This is a genomic window from Lentimicrobiaceae bacterium, from assembly GCA_020636745.1.
Taxonomy (GTDB): domain Bacteria; phylum Bacteroidota; class Bacteroidia; order Bacteroidales; family Lentimicrobiaceae; genus Lentimicrobium.
Window position 1 is genome coordinate 1 of the sequence record JACJXH010000008.1, and the last position, 21,694, is coordinate 21,694.

The window sequence follows — 21,694 nt, forward strand, 5'->3', positions numbered from 1 at the left end:
CACCTATTTTCCCGAATACAGGGTGGTGATTGACGAATAAAGCGGCCACCTGACAGCCGGGCCGGACAACAAAAAAGAATATGAACGAACAGCATGGCAGCCTGTGGGTCGCGGGGCAGCGCCATGTGCAGTTGTTAACAGCAGCTTGCCGGTGAACCATAAAACCGTAAATTTGTCACAAACCCCGAAACGATGAAAGAAAGAGTAAGCCGGTTTTTGGCGCTGCGCCATCAAAAACGCTACCAGCCCCTGTTTGATGTGGGCATATTTGCCCTGTTGCTGATATTTGTGCACTACACCTATATCTGGTGGTCGTCGGCCGGATTTCCGCCTGTGCGGGCGCAGGTCGATCAACTGTTTGTATGGGCATCGTCGGTACTGTTCGACCAGAGTGTATGGGTATTGCAGCACATTTTCGGGGTAAATATAAGCACCGAAGGGCAAACAATATACGTTGCAAGCCGCGACGGTTCATTGGGTTATGTGGGGGTAGAGCCGGGCTGCACCAGTCTGAAGCAGTGGACACACTGGATAGTGCTGATGCTGCTGTTTCCGGGCCCGTGGCGGCACAAGCTGTGGTATGTACCACTGGGGGTGGTAGTCATCCACTTTGTTAACCTGATACGGGTAACAGGCCTGGCCCTCACCCTGATACCATGGCCGCATCACTTTGCCTTTTTCCATAACTATATATTTAAAACCTTTTTTTACTTTATGATATTTGTGATGTGGGTGGTTTGGGTGGAATATTTTAAAAACAGGGGAAACAGTGAACAGTTAACAGTTAACAGATAACAGATAACAGTGAACATTTATCGTTTGACCGTTCGGCGTTCGGCGTTTGGCGTTTGGCGTTCGGCGTTTGGCGTTTGGCGTTGCGCGTTGCGCGTTCAGCGTTCGGCGTTTGGCGTTTGGCGTTCATCGTTCATTGTTTGGCGTTTATCGTTGACCGTTAGGCGTTAGGCGTTTAGCGTTCATCGTTCATTGTTTGGCGTTTATCGTTGACCGTTCGGCGTTTGGCGTTTAGCGTTTAGCGTTCATCGTTCATCGTTCAGCGTTGGGCGTTCGCGCGTTGCGCGTTCATCGTTCATCGTTCATTGTTTGGCGTTTATCGTTTGGCGTTTAGCGTTTGGCGTTCGGCGTTCATTGTTCAGCGTTGGGCGTTCATCGTTCATTGTTTGGCGTTTGGCGTTTAGCGTTCATCGTTCATCGTTCGGCGTTCATCGTTCAGCGTTGGGCGTTCGTGCGTTGCGCGTTGCGCGTTCATTGTTTGGCGTTTATCGTTGACCGTTCGGCGTTGGGCGTTTATCGTTCATCGTTCATCGTTTATCGTTCATCGTTCATCGCTGGTTGGCTTTTCTCTTTCAGCTATGCCTCAGTTCTGTTCCTGTTGTTTTTTTTCTCTGTGAGCCTCTGTGACTCCTCAGTGAACCTCCGTGTAACTTCGCGCAAGCCGGGGAAGTCCCGAAACTTCGGGGAAGTCCCGAGCATTCGGGGTTGAATCCTTGTCCCGATAGCTATCGGGAAAGTCCCGAGAATTCGGGATGAACCCTTGAACGCGCGAAGCGCATTGAACCTTTGGAACGCCCGCAGGGCATTGAACTTTTTGAACGCGAAGCGCCTTGAATCCTTGAATCTTCCTACCTTTGCTGCCTGAAATATCATCAACGCAACTACGCGTCAAAAAAAAACATACAAATGAGCCATACAGCTAAAATCTGGTTATCGTCACCGCATATGGGCGGAGCCGAACAAAAATACGTTACCGAAGCATTTGATACCAACTGGGTATCGCCCTTAGGGCCGAATGTAAATGGTTTTGAGAAAGATTTGGTGCAGTACACCGGCTCGCCGCATGCTGCAGCCCTGAGTGCAGGCACAGCCGCCCTTCACCTGGCGCTGGTACTGCTCGGTGTAAAGCCCGGCGATTTTGTGATTTGCCAGAGTTTTACCTTCTCGGCTTCGGCCAACCCCATTGCCTACCAGGGAGCCATTCCAGTATTTGTCGACAGTGAAACGGCCACCTGGAATATGAGCCCTGCGCACCTCGAACAGGCGATAAAAGCGTGTATGTCGGGCCAAATCAGCTATAAAGGACAGCAAATGCCGGCAGCCAGGCCCAAAGCCATTATACCGGTGCACCTTTACGGGATGCCTTCGATGATGGGGGAGATTATGGCCATAGCCGATAAATATGAGATACCGGTAGTGGAAGATGCCGCAGAAGCGCTCGGATCTTCCATCAACGGCCGTAAGTGCGGCACCTTTGGCAGGCTGGGGGTGTTGAGCTTCAATGGCAATAAGATTATCACCACCAGCGGGGGAGGTGCCCTGCTGTCGGAAGACGAAGCCCTGATTGCCCAATCGAGGTTTCTGGCCACGCAGGCCCGCGACCAGGCGCCACATTACCAGCACAGCCACATAGGATACAACTACCGCATGAGCAACATAGTGGCAGGGGTAGGCCGCGGACAGATGGAGGTATTGCCGCAGCGGGTAGAAGCACGCCGGGCCAACTATGCGCGTTACCGCGATTACTTTGCCACCCTGGGCAGCCGCGGATACGAAGTGCATCTGCAGCCCGAGCCGGAGGGGCACTATTCCAACCGCTGGCTAACGGCCATTGCGCTTAATCCGGCGCGCAACCGGGGCATCAGCCGCGAAACGCTGCGCCTGGCATTTGAGGCAGAGAATATTGAAACGCGGCCCTTGTGGAAACCCATGCATTTGCAGCCTGTATTTGCGGGGTCGCCGTTCTTTGGCGATGGCAGCAGTGAGCGGTTGTTTGACGAGGGCTTGTGTTTGCCCTCAGGCTCCAACCTGACAGAGGCTGATTTTGAAAGGATCTTTGCCGTGCTGGATAGGGTGTTTGGCGTTTAGCGTTCGCGCGTTGCGCGTTTGGCGTTTGCGCGTTGCGCGTTTGGCGTTTGGCGTTTGCGCGTTCGCGCGTTCATCGTTCGGCGTTTGGCGTTTGGCGTTTAGCGTTTGGCGTTTGGCGTTTGGCGTTCGGCGTTTGGCGTTCATCGTTCATTGTTTGGCGTTTATCGTTGACCGTTCGGCGTTGGGCGTCGCTTTATTTTTTCCTCTGTGAGCCTCTGTGACTTCTCAGTGAACCTCTCCCGAATGCCCGGGATGCACGTGTAACTTCGCGCAAGCCGGGAAGGTCCCGAGACTTCGGGAACGTCCCGAGTATTCGGGATTGAACCCTTTGGAACGCCCGCAGGGCATTGAACTTTTTGAACGCGAAGCGCCTTGTATCTATCAGGCTGCGGGGATGCATCGGGTTCGTTGATTTTTTACATTTGGGCTGGTTTTAAAAAAAGTTTAACTTTACACACCGCACACTCATCACATCAAGTGTACAGGAACGTGCAGTTAAATCAAAATGTTCCAACAAATTAAGATTAGGACTAACGTAAAACAGAAACTATGGAATATGCAGTACTCAAGGTAGAATCGAAATTGTTTGGCCGCAAGGTATTGGTGCTTGACGCTGAAACCACACCTGAAGAATATGTGGCAGGGCTCGATAAACTGATAGCCGATGAGCAACCCTGGTACATGAACCGTTTGTGTGAAGCCAACGATTTAAGCACCATTCACGCCTTTGAAGATCTGGGATTTCGTTTTGTGGAGTTGCGTATGTTTCGCGATTTGCGGATAGAGAACATGCAGATGGGATCTCATTCGTTTTTCCCTTATGAAGCCGTGTTGCTTGATGAGGAATCGTTGCCGGCCATTTATGAAATCATCAGGGGCTATCCTGCCGACGATCGCTTTTCGCGCGATCCGCTGATACCGGCAGGCACCTCGCTCAAAAGGCTGGAGCTGTATATGAAAAAGTCGATCACCAACACCCGCAATGAGTTTATTTACGGGTTGGTGAATCATCACACCGGTGAGTTGGCCGGTTTCCGCAACGGAGAATTTACCTCTAAAAAAACGGTGCGTTACTTCTATCGTTTTATGGCGCCCACACACAACACCCCTGCCTATGCTTCAATGCTGGAAGCGGCGGTGATCGATGCCCTCGTAAAGCGCGGTGCAGGTATGGTGGAGGCCATTACCAGTGGTTTGAATGTTGAGGAGATCAACGAGGCATTCAGTACACTTGGATTCAGGGCCCAGAAAACCATGGTGCTGCTCCGTAAAATTTTCTGAATATAGCTGATGCATAGCAGTTTGCTGACTTCACTATGGGTGAAGCAGTTTGCGCGTTCGCGCGTTCATCGTTCAGCGTTTGGCGTTGCGCGTTGCGCGTTCATCGTTCATCGTTCGGCGTGTAGCGTTCATTGTTTGGCGTTTATCGTTGCGCTTTGCGCGTTGCGCGTTTGGCGTTTGGCGTTTATCGTTCATCGTTCAGCGTTCGGCGTTTGGCGTTCGGCGTTTAGCGTTCATTGTTTTGCGTTTATCGTTGACCGTTCATCGTTTGGCGTCGCTTTATTTTTACCTCTGTGAGCCTCTGTGACTCCTCAGTGAACCTCTCCCGAATGCCCGGGATGCACGTGTAACTCCGCGCAAGCCGGGGAAGTCCCGGGAATTCGGGAACGTCCCGAGACTTCGGGAAAGTCCCGGGCGCAGCAGATTCAACTGAGCCCATCAAAAAATCCATATCGTTTTACAAATCTTAAATCGTGGCAGGAGCGTTTGGCGTTCGCGCGTTGCGCGTTGCGCGTTTATCGTTCGGCGTTTGGCGTTCATCGTTCATCGTTCATTGTTTGGCGTTTATCGTTGACCGTTCATCGTTTGGCGTCGCTTTATTTTTCTCTTTCAGCTATACCTCAGTTCTGTATCTTTTGTTTTTCACCCCTTGGGGGTTGCCGCACATTTTGGGTTGGGTGATGTTCTTTCGTTTTAACCGTCCATCGCCTGCTATCTTCTCTCTTTCAGCCAGGCTTTGGTTCTGTTTCTTTTACTTTTCACCCCTTGGGGGTTGCCTTACTTTTTGCTTGATCAAAAAGTAACAACTAGCGGAGCGATTTCAAGCGCACCTTTAAAAACAAGAGAGTTTGCGCTTAAAAAATCAAGGCTTACTAAAAAAGGCTAAAAACCAGCGCGCGATCTTGGTAGAAAATAAACGAGGTTGACTCATTTTTCCTCTGCTTTACTCTTTTGTACACTTATTACCCGAGCGCTGCTACGCTTCGTCGGTTGCGTTTCTTCTTTCGTTTCCCGATAGGGAATCTGGTTTTTCCTGTGTTGGAGGTTTAATGTTTCCCATCGGGATTGGTGTAAGTAATAAATCATTTCGCAAACTCATGATTTATAACTTACACTCATCATGCGGCTGGTTTTCTTAACGCCTTTTTTAGTAGGCCGGTCCGCTCAGGGTTCGGGTTTATTTGTGGCTTTGGGTTGGGTGATGTGCATGCGTTTTGTCGTTAACCGTTCATCGTTCAGCGTCGCTTTGTCTTTCTCTTTCAGCTATACCTCGCTTCTGTTCCTGTTGTTTTTTTTCTCTGTGAGCCTCTGTGACTCCTCAGTGAACCTCTGTGTAACTTCTCAGTGAACCTCTGTATAATTGTGCTTTAGCCATGGGAGGACGATAGTTAACCGGAAAGTCCCGAGACTTCGGGAAAGTCCCGAGTATTCGGGAAAGTCCCGAGTATTCGGGATTGAACCTTTGGAACGCGCGCAGCGCCTGTCCCGCCTTTTTTGCCGGAGAAAGCAGCAGAGCTCCTCAATTCCTGCACGGGAACCCCGCCATGAAAGTAAAATAATTATACACCACCTCAACATCAATTCAGGCCACGGCGCGCCATCTTATTGGTTTTGCCTGTTTTAAATAAGCATCTTTCCATAGAAAGCGGACTCAGGTTTTTAAAAAAGATTAAAAATAAGGCAATCCCTATCTTTCTGAAAAATAGCTCATTCTTTAAAAGTTACAAAGCTTTTTAACTGACATTAATTGTATCTTTGTTTCCTTTTTGAAGGTATAGGATAGTCGCTTATTAAAATCAGGATTCAGCACATGATACATAAAATATTTTTATCCTTCTCACATCGTTTTGTTTCGCGCAGGGTTATCTTTCTTAAAGATCTTATTTTTCTGATTATTGCGCTGGTGGTGGCTTATTTGCTCCGCTTTAACTTTGCCCTTACCCCCGACTTGCGCGAAAACTTATTTCACCATATCATCGGCAGCACCCTGGTAGCAGCTGTCAGTTTCCTCATATTTAAACCCTATGCAGGCATCATCAGGCATACCGGCATTGAAGATGTATTGCGTCTGGCAAAAAGCTTTTTGTTGATATTGGTGTTGCTCCTGGCTTTAAACTGGGTGAGCAGTGTTTATCCCACTGACTATTATCCTGTGATACCCTTGTCGGTGCTGATTATATACCTGATGGTAGGGGCGTTTATGCTGCTGGTTACACGTTTGGCCGTGAAGCTGCTTTTTATGACGATGTCGCGCAGTGGCGAACCCCGCGAAAACATTTTGATTTTTGGCGCCGGGCAGGCTGGCATTACCACCTGTAATGTAATTTCCAATGACAAAAACTCTACCCTCAAGGTGGTGGGCTTTATTGATGAAAACCCTTTGTTGATTGGCAAAGTACTGATGGGGGCCAAGGTGTATAAGCCTTCAGATATCAACGAAGATTTTCTGAATAACCTGAAGGTAAAAGACATCATTTTTTCGGTACAGAACATCGATGCTGATGATAAACGCAACCTGATTGAGGATCTGATTGCCCGTGCCCCTGTGGTGGTGCGCGAGATTCCGCCGGTAGGCAGCTGGATAAACGGCGAACTTACCGTCAAACAGATCAATAAGGTAAAGATTGAAGATTTGCTGCAGCGCCAGCCCATTCAGCTCGACAAAGCACCTGTGCTTGAAGAAATCAGGAATAAAGTGGTGCTGGTAACCGGTGCTGCAGGCAGTATTGGCAGCGAACTGTCGCGGCAGTTATGCCGGCTGGGCGCCGCCCGCCTGGTGTTTCTCGATCAGGCTGAATCTCCTTTGTACGATTTGCAGCAGGAGCTCAAGGTGTCGTACCCGTCGCAGGCTTCCAAATTTGAATTTGTGATAGGCGATGTGAGCAATGCCGAAACTGTTGAGCGCGTGTTTCGCATTCACAAACCACACCTGGTATACCATGCAGCAGCCTACAAGCATGTGCCCCTGATGGAGCAAAACCCGTTTGAAGCGGTGCGTGTAAATGTGTTTGGAACCAGGCTGGTAGCCAACACGGCCTCGAAATACAGGGTGCAGAAGTTTGTGATGATCTCCACCGACAAAGCAGTTAACCCTTCCAATGTGATGGGGGCTTCCAAAAGGGTTGCTGAAATCTACATTCAGAGTTTGAACCTTAAAAAAGACAACCGGACCGCCTTTATAACCACCCGTTTTGGCAATGTGCTGGGGTCGAACGGTTCGGTTATCCCCTTGTTTGAGCGGCAGATAGCCAAGGGCGGGCCGGTAACGGTTACCCATCCCGACATAATCCGCTATTTTATGACCATTCCCGAAGCCTGTTCGCTGGTATTTGATGCCGGTGCCATGGGGATGGGGGGCGAAATATTTTTGTTCGACATGGGCAATCCTGTAAAGATTAACGATTTGGCTATCAATATGATCAGGCTGTCGGGACTTAAGCCGGGCAAAGACATCAAAATAGAATACACCGGTTTGCGTCCGGGCGAAAAGCTGTATGAAGAGCTGCTCAACGATGGTGAAAACAACCTGCCCACGCACAACAAGAAAATCACCATAGCGCAGGTGCGGCATTATCCGCCTTATGAGGTAGATGCCATGTTTCTCGATTTGGAAGATTCGTTCAATACCTACGACAGGGTAGAGGTGGTGGCGCAACTCAAGCGCATCGTACCTGAATTCCGCAGCAATAATTCTGAATATCAGTTACTCGACCGTACAGCGTAAATAACGGGGCGTTCGCGCGTTCGCGCGTTCATCGTTTGGCGTTTAGCGTTTGGCGTTCGGCGTTCAGCGTTTATCGTTTATCGTTCATTGTTTAGCGTTTGGCGTTTGGCGTTCGCGCGTTCGGTGTTCAGCGTTTGGCGTTCATCGTTTGGCGTTCAGCGTTCGGTGTTTAGCGTTCGGCGTTTGGCGTTCGGCGTTTGGCGTTTGGCGTTCGCGCGTTTAGCGTTCAGCGTTCAACAAATCAGAGAAAATTCCGGCTGAAAAACCGCAGTAAAAAAATAAATCATCCAACCGGGCGCAGCGGAGCTTAGCTTTTTATGTTTATAACCCTAAAAACATGCGAATATTTATTATATTTGTGGTTATACTCCTAAAAAAATGATTGCACGCCCCATATACACAGAGCAGCTTAAGCCATTCATCAACAAGCCGCAAATAAAGATCATAACCGGCATCAGGCGATCGGGTAAATCAACAGTTTTACAATTGTTGAAAGAAGAGTTGTTGAAAGCCGGAGTTAGTGCAGAGCGCATTATTTCGGTAAATTTTGAAAGTTTTGCCTTCTCTGAGTTTACCACAGCACAGAAACTGTATGAATATATAAGGGGAAAAATACAGCAGGGTCAAAAATACTATCTGATACTGGACGAAGTTCAGGAAGTAATTGGATGGGAAAAGGCTGTCAACTCTTTTTTGGCCGATTTCGATACAGATATCTATATTACCGGTTCCAATTCTCATTTACTCTCCTCCGAACTGGCCACATATCTGGCAGGCCGGTATGTTGAAATTCCGGTATTTACACTTTCCTACCGTGAATATCTGAACTTCAGAAAGCACTACTTTCCTGAAGAGCAGATCCAAGCCAACTCTTTTACAACCTATCTTCGCAAAGGAGGTTTCCCGGTCATACATACGGTAAACTACGACGAAGAAACAGCATACAAAGTAGTCAGGGATATATATTCTTCGGTTATATTGCGCGACACTGTTCAGCGTTACAAAATAAGGGAGGTGGAATTGCTTGAGCGTGTGATTCGCTATGCATTTGACAATATCGGGAACACATTTTCGGGCAAAAATGTGGCCGATTATTTCAAAAATCAACAACGCAAAACGGACATCAACACCATTTACAACTATCTGTATGCGCTTGAAGGGGCGTTTATCTTATATCGTGTTCCGCGTTATGATATCAAAGGCAGGGAAATACTGAAAACACAGGAAAAGTTTTATGCAAGCGACGTTTCACTGATTTATGCAACAATGGGTTTCAGAGATCGGATGATTGCGGGCATATTGGAGAATGTTGTTTTTCTGGAGTTAAAAAGGAGAGGATACCAGGTATATATAGGAAAGCTGGATAACAAAGAGATAGACTTTATTGCCGAAAGGCAGGGCGAAAAGATTTATATACAGGTGGCTTATAAGCTGGAAAATAAACAAACCCTTGAACGGGAGTTTGCGCCTCTTTTATCAGTGGATGATCAGTATCCCAAATATGTGGTCACGATGGATGATTTCTGGAGAGATTCAATTGAAGGGGTAAAGCATTTATATATTGCTGACTTTTTGCTCTCCGATAAATGGTAGTTCTGTTGTTTACTTTTTGCTTCATCATTATGTGTCATCCGCAAGCTTTAAAACCCCGGTAATTTCTATGTTTACCTTCGCGGTAATTGTGGCAGGCTGTGTAGTATTTCTCTTAACCCCCGAGGTGGGATGTGATGAACGCAGCAGATTCAACTGAGCCCATCAAAAAATCCACATCGTTTTACAAATCTTAAATCGTGGCAGGAGCGTTGGGCGTTTAGCGTTCGCGCGTTCGGCGTTTGGCGTTTATCGTTCATCGTTTAGCGTTCAGCGTTTGGCGTTTATCGTTTTGCGTTCATCGTTCGGCGTTTGGCGTTTATCGTTCATCGTTTAGCGTTCAGCGTTTGGCGTTTATCGTTTTGCGTTCATCGTTCGGCGTTTGGCGTTATTCGTTCGCGCGTTCGGCGTTTAGCGTTTGGCGTTTGGCGTTCGGCGTTTAGCGTTCATTGTTTGGCGTTTATCGTTGACCGTTCATCGTTTGGCGCCGCTTTGCTTTTCTCTTTCAGCTATACCCCGGTTCTGTTTTTTTTGTTTTTACCTGTGTGTAACTCCGCGCAAGCCGGGAACGTCCCGAGAATTCGGGAACGTCCCGAGACTTCGGGAAAGTCCCGAGACTTCGGGAAAGTCCCGAGACTTCGGGAAAGTCCCGAGACTTCGGGAAAGTCCCGAGACTTCGGGATGAATCCATGTCCCGATACTATCGGGGAACGTCCTGATAATTCGGAGTGAATCTTTGAATCAGCGCAGCGCATTGAATCTTTGAATCAAAATGGAGAAAAGATGTTATTTTTGAAGCTGCATTTATTTTTACCCATCTCACTACGTATTAATCAGCCTGTTTGATATGAATCAAAATCTACCCCGTTTTTTCCTGCTCTTTGTAATAACCATCACTGGCTTAACGCTGAAGGCGCAGCCACAGGCACTATATTTTGAACAGGGCCTCAGGTTGCAAACCGAACAGGCACTGCTCAGCAGTGGAACACTGCACTCTGTTTGGCCATACACGGCCCATGATTCGGCCACCAGCCGGCTTTACGCCGATATAAAACCCCTGCAGGGCAGGTTTCCGTCAACCTGGGTTGGCCGAAAACTTTTAAGCGAATCGCTGATTAAGGTCAATACCAATGACTTTAGCCTGAGACTCGACCCGCTGGTAAACTTTGAGGCGGGGCGGCAAACCTCGCGCGACCGCAACACCTGGGTAAATACACGTGGCTTCAGGGCCGATGGTACCATTGGCCGCGATTTTTCATTTCATACCGCTTTTTACGAAAGCCAGGCCGTGTTTCCCACCTGGGTCGACAGTGTTTCGCGCCAGCTGGCAGTAGTGCCCGGACAAGCTTATTACAAGCCTTTTCAGGAGGGTAAGGGCTTCGACTATGCCTTTGCCGAAGGCCATATCAACTGGGCGCCTTCAAAGTATTTCAACTTCAGGTTCGGGCATGGCAAAAACTTTATCGGCGACGGTTATCGCTCGCTTTTTCTGTCCGATGCAGCCTTCAACTATCCTTACCTCATGATCAATACCAACATCTGGCACATTCAGTACACCAACCTGTATGCTCAGTTTCAGGACCTGAGCAGGCCTGCCGGCGGCGGATCGTGGACACCCTGGAATAAGAAATATGCCACCATGCACCACCTGAGCTGGAATGTAACGCCCTGGTTCAATGTATCGTTTTTCGAAGCCATAGTATGGAAAGCAGCCGACAGTACCGGTCAGCGCGGCTTCGATGTCAATTACCTCAATCCGGTGATTTTTTACCGGCCGGTGGAGTTTTCGCTGGGTTCGCCCGACAATGCGCTGCTGGGAGGAAGTGTGCGTTTTACCATCCGCAAAAAGTATATGTTGTATGCCCAGCTGTTGCTCGATGAGTTTAAGCTGGAGCACGTGGTAAAGGGCGATGGCTGGTGGGCCAACAAGCATGGTTTTCAGCTGGGTGCCAAAGCCTGGGATTTGTTCAACGTGCCCCATTTGTTTGTGCAGGCCGAATACAACCATGTGCGCCCCTACACCTATGCCCACAACGAATCGCTGCAAAATTACGGGCACTACAATCAGCCTCTGGCACATCCGCAGGGCGCCAACTTTCGCGAGGGTAACCTGCTGGCCTCCTACAGGCTGCAACGCTGGCAGGTGGGCTATAAGCTGGTGTACTGTACCTATGGCGCCGATACCGCGGAGCTGAATTTCGGCAAGGACATTTATAAATCCTATTACACCTATGTAAATGAGTTTGGCAACGAAATAGGGCAGGGGCTGAAAACTACACTTATTCAGCATGATTTGAATGTTTCGTGGCTGGTGAATCCCGCAACCAACCTGCAGATTAGGGCTGGTATTACCGCACGTTCACTAAACAATGCCGTAGCCGGTAAGTCGGAAATGCTGGTGTGGTTTGGCTTGCGCTCCGCCTTGTTTAATCAGTATTACGATTGGTAGAAGATGATGAGGGTGGAGGACTTATGTTTTTGAAACGAATGATTACAGCGCTTCGTGTGTGATGATAGCGGTTTGGGTGTATCTGCCATCATGATTCTACTGGTCAGTTAATTCCTGAATCTCGTTAAAATGCAACTCCATATGTTCTGAATATCCCTCAATCATTTGCCGAAGAGTTACGCTGATGTTCCCGAAACTTTGCCACGAATTGTCAAGTTTAGTTTTGTCGACCGATTTTATCACCTGTATCATGTGCAAATTATAATATTTCCACAGCTGAATCGTGGTGTTCCAGTCGGCATGCTGATAATCCTGCAGGGCAATCCACAGGTCGTTATCTTGCTGATAATCGGGGAAGTCAAGTTTATCATTATACTGCAATCGAATCATACGTTGATGATTGTTGGCAGCAGAATCAATCAGATGTCCGAGAATCTGTTTGATGGTTCTGTTTTGTTTATTTCTCTTGTTTGTAATTGTATCAACAGGTAAATCAATCAGTTTCTGCTCCCATGTATCCACGTACATGAGAATTCTGTTTGTAACATTTGAAAAATCCATTTTAACCCGCCTTTAGACTGTGATACGGTTTCGTTTTGCATGCAGCCCGGCCTCAAGGCATAACCTCAAGGCTTAACTTTAATCCTGACGCTTGCGCGCTTATCTTACCGGGCAAGAATAACCTTCACCGTATTGCTGGTGGTGTTGTTGTTGCGGTCGCGTACTCTCAGTTTGCACAGATACAGTCCGTTGCGTGCCACTTCGCCGCCTGCCGTTCTGCCGTCCCATTTAATATTTCCGGCCATATAGCCTTCTGAGGTAACAGTGAGCGGCCCTATGGTTCTGACCAGCATGCCCGACAGGGCGTAAATTTCCATATCCACCGTAAACACCCCGTCAAACTGGTTGTGGCCGAATGAGAACCACACATCGCCCGATGAAGGGTTGGGGGCAGCTTTTACTTCATCAACCGACAGTTGAATATTGCGTTTTACATTGAATGTGATACTGGCACTTGCCGAGTTGTTAAACACGTCCCATGCCTTCAGGGTAAGGGTGTGCTCACCATCAGAAAGGTTGAAGTACTGGTAATTGACCACACCGCCCTGGTAACTGTCAAGGTTGGCTACATAGTAATCGTTGAGCACAACCGACGAATAGCTGTCGCCGTCGATGGTAGCCACAATGTCGTGTCCGATGCCATTGCCTACGGTATTGATGCCGTCCTTGTCGAAAAGATGGGCAATCAGTTTGGGGTTTTCGTTGGTAAAGTCACCGTCAACAAAAGAGGTATCGTTGACAAACAGGCTGATTTGCGGCCCTTCCTGGTCGGGATCGTCAGGGGCTACCGAGCCGCCGATGATAATATTGCTGTAATATCCGTGGGCATCTTCGGTGCCATTGGTGGCATAATAGCTTATTTTGCCCCTGCCAAAACTATAGTCAATGTCGCGTGGCACCGGGAAGGTAAAGGTGAACAAACCATTGTTTACCGAAGCTTTGCCCTGATAGATGATGCTCTTCTGCACCATAAAATCTACCGCGTAACTTTCGTTATCCTGTCCCAGGGTGCGCACTTTCGAGGGTTTATCGTACACCTTGATATAGATGGTGCCGTTGAAGTCGTGAATAACCTGATCGTTGGCTCCGCGTACTTCGCCCTGGACAGTTACTTTGCTGTTGGCATACAGGGTGTCGGAGGGTTGGCCATTGGCCATGATATTTACCGAAGTGGTTGCTACCTGATGTTTGGGATAGGGCAGGCTGATAGACGGGTCGCCAAACAGGGTGATGTGCCGGTTGTTGGGCGAAAGCTGGTTGTCGTTTTTGGTATAGCGCAATACATCGCCCAGCTTGGGATAAACTCCTTCTTTTGATTTCAGTACGGTATCAATAAAACTGAGATTAATGGCTGCATTATACGAAGCAAAGGCCAGTCGGGTAGTGGTAATCATCGACATGGCACCGCCCTTTGGATTCAGAAAAACAAGCTCGCCGGCCGAAGTATGGGCGGGGTTGTCGAAGCGCGAAAACTCGCAGGTAGCGGTAAAAAACATCCCCATGCGATCGTAGTTGGTCCAGTTCTGTATGTCCTGAATCTCCAGCACCCTTTCGTCGGCCCAGCCTACCTCACCACCGTGTCCTACATAATTGGTAATCAATGCTCCCTTCTCAACGCGCGTAACAATTTCGCGGTTTACATCGGGGTAGCGGCTTCCACCGGGTGTTGAAATTTGCTTATAGGCATCAAAATATATTTTTTCAATATTATACACCGGAAACATTCTTCCGCTTCCGTTGATAAGACCTTCGGCCTGGTCGAGGTGCAGGTTTTTGTTTTCGTCGTCGGCAATTATCAGCAGTGTATTGCGCCAGTCGCCCTGTGTGGCAGCGGGATTGTTGAGATAATGCTCAATTTTGTCAACAACTGTTTTGGCCTGTTCGACTGTCCTTACCGGGAAACGGCCCGAAGCCACATCTACCAGCCCGCTTACATCGTTGGTGCCTTCGCCGTCGTCAAGCAGTCCGAAATAATCATCGGAAAGGAAAGAGTTGACCAGACTGATGGAGTTGTCGCTCTGGTAGGTCGGCACAAAGTTGGAATTGCCGGTAATGCGGTCTTTCACATCGTATGAAGCATTGCCAAACATCAGCATATACTGAGGTTTGCCCTGTTCCATGCCACGGTCGTACAGCATCTTCATAAAGTCGCGGATGGCCGTAATGTCCTGAATGCCTGATGAGAATTCATTGTAAATTTCGGGCAGCGAAATAACGGTGGCCGATATGTCGCCCTTGTTGTTGTGCAGCATGGCCAGGCGTTGGGCTTCATCGGCAAATACAGGGGGCGCAATGATAATCAAATCGTAGTTGCCGGTGGCATGCAGGTTTTGATTGGCTACTTTTTCGCCGGGTGTAACCTGCATAAATGAGGTGCCGTCAAATGCCACAAATTCTTTCAACACAGGGGTCGCTACCTTAAACGTAAACTGATCGCCGTTTTTAACCACAGGCACCATGCTTACATTGGTAAAATCGGTTACATCCCATATTTCGGTGTTGTCGGAGGCATTGGTCATGGTAAAACCGGTAATCTTACCGGGGCCGGCCGAACGAGGATCGGCAAAAGCCATTTGCCCGCCTTTAAAGCGCAGGTTGCAGCGCACGTTCAGGGCAATATAGTCGAGCCATAACAGGGCTGTATTGTTGGGCGGGTTAAATTTTACCTGAACATTCAGCGTGTTTGAAGTGGCTGTGTATGATGCCGAGGTGTATAGTTCGCGGGCATAATTGTTTGAACCCGAAGGGATGCCGGCCATCGTGTTGGTGGTTACGGTTTCGCCGTTGATAAGCAGATTGTAGGATAATTGCGAAGTGGCCCGGCCTGCAAACCCATAACGGATTTGGACTGGTTGCGACAAATCCATGTCGGGAAATTCATAAACCGGTAAATTGAGTGTACGCGTGTAATAATCAAACTTGCTGGTGTACCATTTGCGGCCACTCTTTATCAGGTTCAGATTGTCTTCTTCATACACGGTTCTGTCAGAATAGGAGGATGAAGTGTAATTGGCTGCTTCGGCTGGCGGGGTGGCCTGCTGAATTCTTTTGCCGGGCTCGGGGCCAATGGTGATAAAATAGCAGGCATCGTCGGCATAGTAATGCTTGGTGTGATCGAGCCTGACAATCAGCGGGTTCAAAGTCCACTTGATGGTTCCCTTGCCGTAAAACAGAAAATAGTCGCCGGGTGCAAATACGCCTGCATTAGCTGTTACCACTTTGATGGCATTTTCGGCCAGGTCGTCAATTCTGTCGGCGCCGGCCGATTCGCTCAGCACATTTCCACCATTGCCAAAAACACGAATCATATCAGGGTTCAGCCCGGTCATATTGATGCCCAGGTTGCGCAAATCGTCATAAGTTACTTTGTAAATTCCCGATTCCCTGATATAGACTTTATACCAGTCGCCCGATGCAAGTACTGAATTGGATGCATAGGTATGTTCGGTTTTCAGGTTGGCTGTTTGGGCGGTATAATCTATATAAAAGGTAAAGGATGCAATTTTGGAAAGCTGGCCGGTTGCAGGGTCGGTGCCGAAAGGTGTAAGGGTGAAAACAGCCTGAGGTTTACCCCGCTCAAGCATAACCTGCACGGCAGGCACTGCTTCCTGTGGAATGGGGGTAGTGCCCAGCAGCAGGCGATCGGTGGCGGTTAACGGGGTATATACTATTTGGTCAATGCGCACTTCGGCAGTTTTAACGCCGGCAGGCAGCGCCATGCGCTGAAAATAGGACGGCAGTATGTTTTCGGGAAGCCCGTTGAATTGCGCACCGGCAAACGAGGGCGCTTTTACAGCGGAATCGTTGCCCATGGCAAGCGCAGCCGGAGCTCCCCAGTTAAGATTTACCTTTTGCTGTATCTGGGCAAATGTAACAGAGGTAATAAAACTGAATAATAGTGCAAAAATTGAATAGCGCATTTTCATGGATGAGTTGTGTAGTTGATATCTAACGGGTAATCAAAATTTTAACAGATTTATCAGCCTGAAGTCCGGCAGAAGTGCTGATTTTAAGCCTGCCGATGTAAAAGCCTGACGTAAGTAAATGACCATCGCTTCCGCGACCGTCCCAGTCAAACAGGATGGTACGGAATCCTGATGCAAAGATATGCTTGTTCAGGCTTGCAACCCTGTTTCCGGCCAGAGAATAAATATCGAGTTGCGCATCAAGCTCCTGTCCGGCCTGGTTGTGGTCAAAAGCAAAGGTGGTTTTGTCGCGCATGGGGTTGGGCCATGCCATCAGGTTTTCAAGCAGCAATTCGTCGGAACTGGCTACCACAAAGGTGGTGGATGCTTCTGATGAATTGTTGTTTACGTCCCACACTTTCAGCCTCAGGGTATGAAGCCCCGGCGACAGATTGTGAAACGGGAAGGTGATGACCCCGCTTTTGTAAGTGTTGAGGTCCGACAGGTAAGAGTCGTTCAGGATATAAGGGCTGTCGGTTTGCTCGTCGAGGATAGCCACAATATCATGTCCGATGCTGTTCCCGATGGTGTTGATGCCGCTTTCGTCGTGCAGGTAGGCCAGCATAACGGGGTTTTCATCGGTAAAGCCGCCACTGCGGAAGTTTTCGTCGTTCATATACAAATCAATCTGCGGGCCATTGTGGTCTTCAATCTGTTTCTGGCTGAAGCCTCCTACCACCAGGTTGTCGTAATAACCGGCCGCATCTGTCACGCCATCGGTGGCGTAATAGCTTATTTTGCCCTGTCCGTATTGATAGGAAATGTCGAGGGGTACAATAAATGAAGCGGTGAAACCTCCGTTTTCTACCTTTACCTTGCCCTTGTATATGATGCTGCGGCGAAGTCCGAAGGTCATAGGCGATGAGCCGTCAGAGCCAAAGGTTTTGATGCTGCTTTCCTTGTCAAAAACAATCACACTCACCTCACCGTTAAATTGGTTTAATGGGTTGTTGTTTTCATCGGCAATGAGGCCGGTGATGGTAATTTCGCTGAGTGCTTTCAGGGTGTCGGCAGTCTTGCTGATTTCAAAGCCGTTGATGCTGCTGGTGATGACTTTGTATTGCGGATAAGCCATTTTTAAAGCAGGATCGCCCAGCAGTACAAACTTTTTGCTGTTGTTGTCGGTGCCCGATACTCTTTTAGAGATGCGGATAAGGTCGCCCAGGCGCGGCATTTCGCCATTGAGCGGGCTCAGGGCAATGTTGTAGAAGCTGCGTGCCAGGCTGAAGTTGGGAATGCCAAAGGTAGGGCGTGCGGTGGTAAACAGGGCAATGCCCCCGCCTTTGGGGTTGAGAAATACCAGCTCGCCGGCCGAAACCCTGAGCGGATCGTCAAAACGGCTGAACTCGCAGGTGGCGGTCATAAATACCGGCAGGCGGTCGTAGTTGCTCCAGTTGTTGATGTCGCTGGTTTCAAGCACCCGCTCATGCGCCCAGCCAACCTCACCACCGTGCCCGGTGTAGTTCACAATAAGGGCGCCCTTGTCGAGCCGCTGATTGATGGCCCGTGTGGCATCGGGGATACGCTGTCCGCCGGGGGTGGAAATCTGTTCGTAAGCGTCGAAATATATCTTATCAATATTGTAATTCCTGTAGGTGGTGTCAATCATGGTGGCTATCATGTCGGCCTGTTCCATGTGGTCGTTGCCATCCTCATCATCGGCCACAAAGGCAATTATATTGCGCCAGTCGCCATTCACTTTGTCGGTGGCGGTGGCGTAATGTATCATTTTATCAACTGCCATTACCGCTTCTTCATGAGTTTGAACAGGCAGGCGTCCTACGCCGATGTCAAGCACATCCGACGATTGTCCGCCTTCGTTGTCGTCAATACAGCCGAAAAAGTCGTCGGTAGCATAGGAATTGACCGGGTGCAGCGACTCCACCGACTGAAAAACAGGGATAAAGTTGCTGTTTCCGCTGATGCGTTCCATGGGGTCGTAGGAGGCATCGCCAAACAGCAGCAGATAGCGGGGCTGGCTGCCGGGGCCTGAGCGGTGCCACATCATTTTTACAAAATCCCTGATGGCGCTGATGTCCTGTGTGCCCGAGCTGAATTCATTATATATGGTCTGGGGTTGTACCACCAGCACACTCATATTGTCGTGCTGCGCATGGAAAGTGGCCAGCCGTTCGGCCTGGTCGGCAAACAACGGATGGGTCACAATAATCATGGTGTAAGGTTGCAGGCCATGCAGGTTCTGATTGGCTGTTTTTTCAACAAAAACAGGCTTATAGTAAGCTCCGGCTTCACAAAGGGTGTATTCGCGCAGCTCGTCGGCTAAGGCTTTAAATTTCAGATTCCCCGAAACTGCTGAAGCCTGAATATAACCTGTATTCAGCGGGTCGGTCACATCCCACAGCTGCACGCTGCTGTTTACCTGGCCTATGTGGTATTCAACCACTCCCTGCTGCCCGGTGCGCCTGAAGCCAAATTGTCCGCCCGGAAAGTTCAGTTTGCCCGTGGCATTGACTTCTATAAAGTTTAGCCATCCTTTGGATGAGCCTGTGGTTTGGTTGTACCTGAGTGTAAACTCAAGTGGAAGGGATGGTTGGCCAATGGTGAAAATATCGTTGCCGGCCACAGCAAAGGCGGTGTTCGACTGGGATGAAATAGCCGAAACAGATCGGGTAAAGGTTTGTCCGGCGCCTGTAAGGGTAAAACTGCTGGCTACTGCTGAACGTGCAGCTACACTCAGCCTTACATTAACCGGGGCGCTGAGGTCGGCGTCAAAATTGCTGAAATCATATTTGCGCGAATCAATCACGTCAAAAACGTCGCCATACCATTCCTTGCCCGAAATAATCAGGCTGTACTCATTGGGCTCGTAAGCATCATACCAGTTATAGGTATTAATTACAGCCGGATTGCTGCTGACTGGTTGCGGGAATTCCTGCATACGTTTACCGCTCTGCCCTGGTGAGCCGGAGGTGACAAAATAATAGGACTTTTCTGAATAAAGATGATCTTCATGTTTGAAGATATCGGCCTGTGCATCAAAACTCCATTTACGGGGGCCTTTGGCGTAAAAAAGGAGGTAGTCGCCGGCATCAAATTGTCCGTCGCCACCATCGCTGACCATCACAGATAATTCGGGGATATCGTCGTATCTGACATCGCCGGCTCTTTCGGGCAGCATGCCGCCCCCGTAGCCATGCACCCTTAATTGCGAAGAGCTGAGGCCCTGCACATTCATGCCCATCGCTGCCAAATCGTTGTAAGTGAGCTGGTAAATGCCATCTTTTTCAATAGCCAGTCTGTACCAGTCGCCGGTGCTGAGCACCGAAGCCGTAGCATAAGTGGGGGCGTCGCCTGATTTCAGCAAGCGCTCACTGCTGTAAAGGATGTTGATTTTGCACGAAACAAGTTTTTCAATCAGGCCGGTGACCGGATTTTTTCTGAGCGGTACAAAAGAAATGCTTGCCCGGGCTTCACCTCTGTCGTAAACTGTTTCTGTAACAGGAACAATCATTTCGGGAAGGCTGCCGGCTGCTATGGGCAGTGCCCTGGTTTCGGTTTCGCTCAGTGGCTGGTATACCGCTTGTAAAAGGCTGGCCTGCTGTATTTCATGATTAGCCGCTTCGGTATAGCTGTACATGGGAAGACCGGTAGAGGCATCGGTATAACATCCTTCGCAGTGGAGCCAGGTTTGAGTGGAGCCATCGCTGTTTGTTTGAACGTAGGGCGGTAACCATTTCAGCACAAGAGGCTGCTGGGCAAAAGCCTGTCCCGCGCCTGAAAAAAGAATGGCCAAAATAGCGGTGCAAAATATGCTGTAGGGTCTGTTTTCAGACATCATATTGATCAGTATTATGGATTACAGCCGGCAAAATAACCGGAAGCAAGGTAAAAAAGCAAACAGTAAAACGGACTAATTCAGAAATATCAACATAAATAACACACAATAGGTTCAAATATTGTATCTTTGCCCATGGATATCAGATTCTCCGGTATTCTTAGCTGTATAATAACGGCGGCATTTTATCGTTATTGCAGTTAAATTACAATTTATAATAACTTTTGAAGCGCAATAATCTGTTTTTTGTTTGAGGTTGATAAGCCTGCATCTATCGGGATTTTAACATGCAGTGTTTAGGCAAGTTGTTGTTTAGTAAACCGGTAAGTGACGGCAAGGTATGTAAAAGTGGTTGGTTGTTGAAAAATAATTGACTGACTTTTGCAGGGATACAACCTGAAATAAAAAATATTCGTAATATTGGCTGCTTAAAATCCTTTTACATGAAGCTTAAGATTAGCCTGGTACTGCTACTGATATCGCTTGTTTGTTTTGTGCGTGCACAGGATGCATCCTTCTCACAGTATTATGGTAATCCCATGTACCTGAACCCTGCGCTGGCCGGTTCAAAGATATGTCCCAGGCTCACCCTCAACTACCGCAATCAATGGCCATCCATCCCCGGAAATTTTGTGACCTATGCGGTGGGCTTCGACCGTTTTGTAGATGCCGTTTCGGGTGGTGTAGGCCTGATGGTGATGAGCGAAAATATGGCTGATGGTATCCTTACCAATACATCGGTAAGCGGAATGTACTCTTACAGGGTTAATCTGAGCAAACTGGTTACCATGAATGCAGGGATTGAAGCCACCTATATGCAGAATAAACTGAACTGGGGCAAATTGATATTTGCTGACCAGCTGAATAACTGGGACGGAACAGCCAATAACCTGCCTCCAACCAGTGAAACCCCGCCAGACCGGCTCAGCCTTGGCCTTGTTGATTTTTCGGCCGGCCTGCTTTTGGGTTACCGTGAAAGAGTGTATGGAGGTGTGGCCGTGAATCATCTTACACAGCCCGATAACTCATTTTACAGTAACGGAGCCAGCAAATTGGATATGAAAATGACGGTACATGCCGGAGCCCTTATTGATATGCGCGACGGAATCCGCTCGGGCGATGTGGAAGATTTAAGTATCTCCCCCAATATTATGTATCAGCAGCAAGGGCAGTTTCATCAGCTGAACCTAGGTTTGTATTTAAATGTATACCCCTTCGTTATCGGAGGCTGGTTCAGGCATAACTTCGAAAATCCCGACGCCGTAATTGCATTGGTGGGCTTTCAGCATGAAAAATTTAAAATCGGATACAGTTACGATTACACAGTTTCGCGATTAACCAATATTACAGGTGGTGCTCACGAGGTGTCATTTGCATGGCAATTTGACTGTGGTCAAAAAACCATTAAACAAAGGGCAATAAAATGCCCCCGTTTTTAGTTAATATAA

At 48.6% G+C, this 21,694-nt stretch carries 10 protein-coding genes; 7 read left to right on the forward strand and 3 right to left on the reverse strand.

Features of this window, described 5'->3' with window-relative positions:
• The first annotated feature begins 192 nt into the window (after nt 1-192).
• From H6541_11930 to H6541_11955, 6 genes are all read left to right on the forward strand, one after another.
• Nucleotides 193-795: an archaeosortase/exosortase family protein gene (locus H6541_11930; GenBank protein ID MCB9016499.1), complete on the forward strand. Its 603-nt coding sequence runs from the start codon at nt 193-195 to the stop codon at nt 793-795.
• A 903-nt stretch (nt 796-1,698) separates the two neighbouring features.
• Entirely contained in the window at nt 1,699-2,880 is a 1,182-nt protein-coding gene (locus H6541_11935; GenBank protein MCB9016500.1) for a DegT/DnrJ/EryC1/StrS family aminotransferase, read from the forward strand.
• A 549-nt stretch (nt 2,881-3,429) separates the two neighbouring features.
• Nucleotides 3,430-4,161, forward strand: a complete 732-nt coding sequence (locus H6541_11940; protein MCB9016501.1) for a hypothetical protein — start codon at nt 3,430-3,432, stop codon at nt 4,159-4,161.
• A 1,822-nt stretch (nt 4,162-5,983) separates the two neighbouring features.
• Nucleotides 5,984-7,885 carry a polysaccharide biosynthesis protein gene (locus H6541_11945; protein ID MCB9016502.1) on the forward strand — a complete coding sequence of 634 codons (1,902 nt, stop codon included), beginning with the start codon at nt 5,984-5,986 and terminating at the stop codon, nt 7,883-7,885.
• A gap of 378 nt (nt 7,886-8,263) precedes the next feature.
• Complete coding sequence (locus H6541_11950) at nt 8,264-9,478, forward strand: ATP-binding protein (GenBank protein MCB9016503.1); 1,215 nt, start codon at nt 8,264-8,266, stop codon at nt 9,476-9,478.
• 844 nt (nt 9,479-10,322) lie between these two features.
• Complete coding sequence (locus H6541_11955; protein ID MCB9016504.1) at nt 10,323-11,924, forward strand: hypothetical protein; 1,602 nt, start codon at nt 10,323-10,325, stop codon at nt 11,922-11,924.
• A 96-nt stretch (nt 11,925-12,020) separates the two neighbouring features.
• Here H6541_11955 and H6541_11960 read toward each other — a convergent pair whose 3' ends face one another.
• From H6541_11960 to porU (H6541_11970), 3 genes are all read right to left on the reverse strand, one after another.
• A complete protein-coding gene (locus tag H6541_11960) occupies nt 12,021-12,485 on the reverse strand; it encodes a DinB family protein (GenBank protein MCB9016505.1) in 465 nt (154 codons plus the stop codon).
• Between the two features lie 104 nt (nt 12,486-12,589).
• Nucleotides 12,590-16,405 (reverse strand): type IX secretion system sortase PorU, encoded by a 3,816-nt coding sequence (porU, locus tag H6541_11965; GenBank protein ID MCB9016506.1) that lies wholly within the window; start codon nt 16,403-16,405, stop codon nt 12,590-12,592.
• Between the two features lie 28 nt (nt 16,406-16,433).
• On the reverse strand, nt 16,434-20,249 hold the full coding sequence (porU, locus tag H6541_11970) for a type IX secretion system sortase PorU (GenBank protein ID MCB9016507.1): 3,816 nt from the start codon (nt 20,247-20,249) through the stop codon (nt 16,434-16,436).
• Nucleotides 20,250-20,689: 440 nt separating this feature from the next.
• On the opposite strand from porU (H6541_11970), the gene H6541_11975 reads away from it, so the two are divergent.
• Nucleotides 20,690-21,685 (forward strand): type IX secretion system membrane protein PorP/SprF, encoded by a 996-nt coding sequence (locus H6541_11975; protein ID MCB9016508.1) that lies wholly within the window; start codon nt 20,690-20,692, stop codon nt 21,683-21,685.
• Nucleotides 21,686-21,694: the final 9 nt, after the last annotated feature.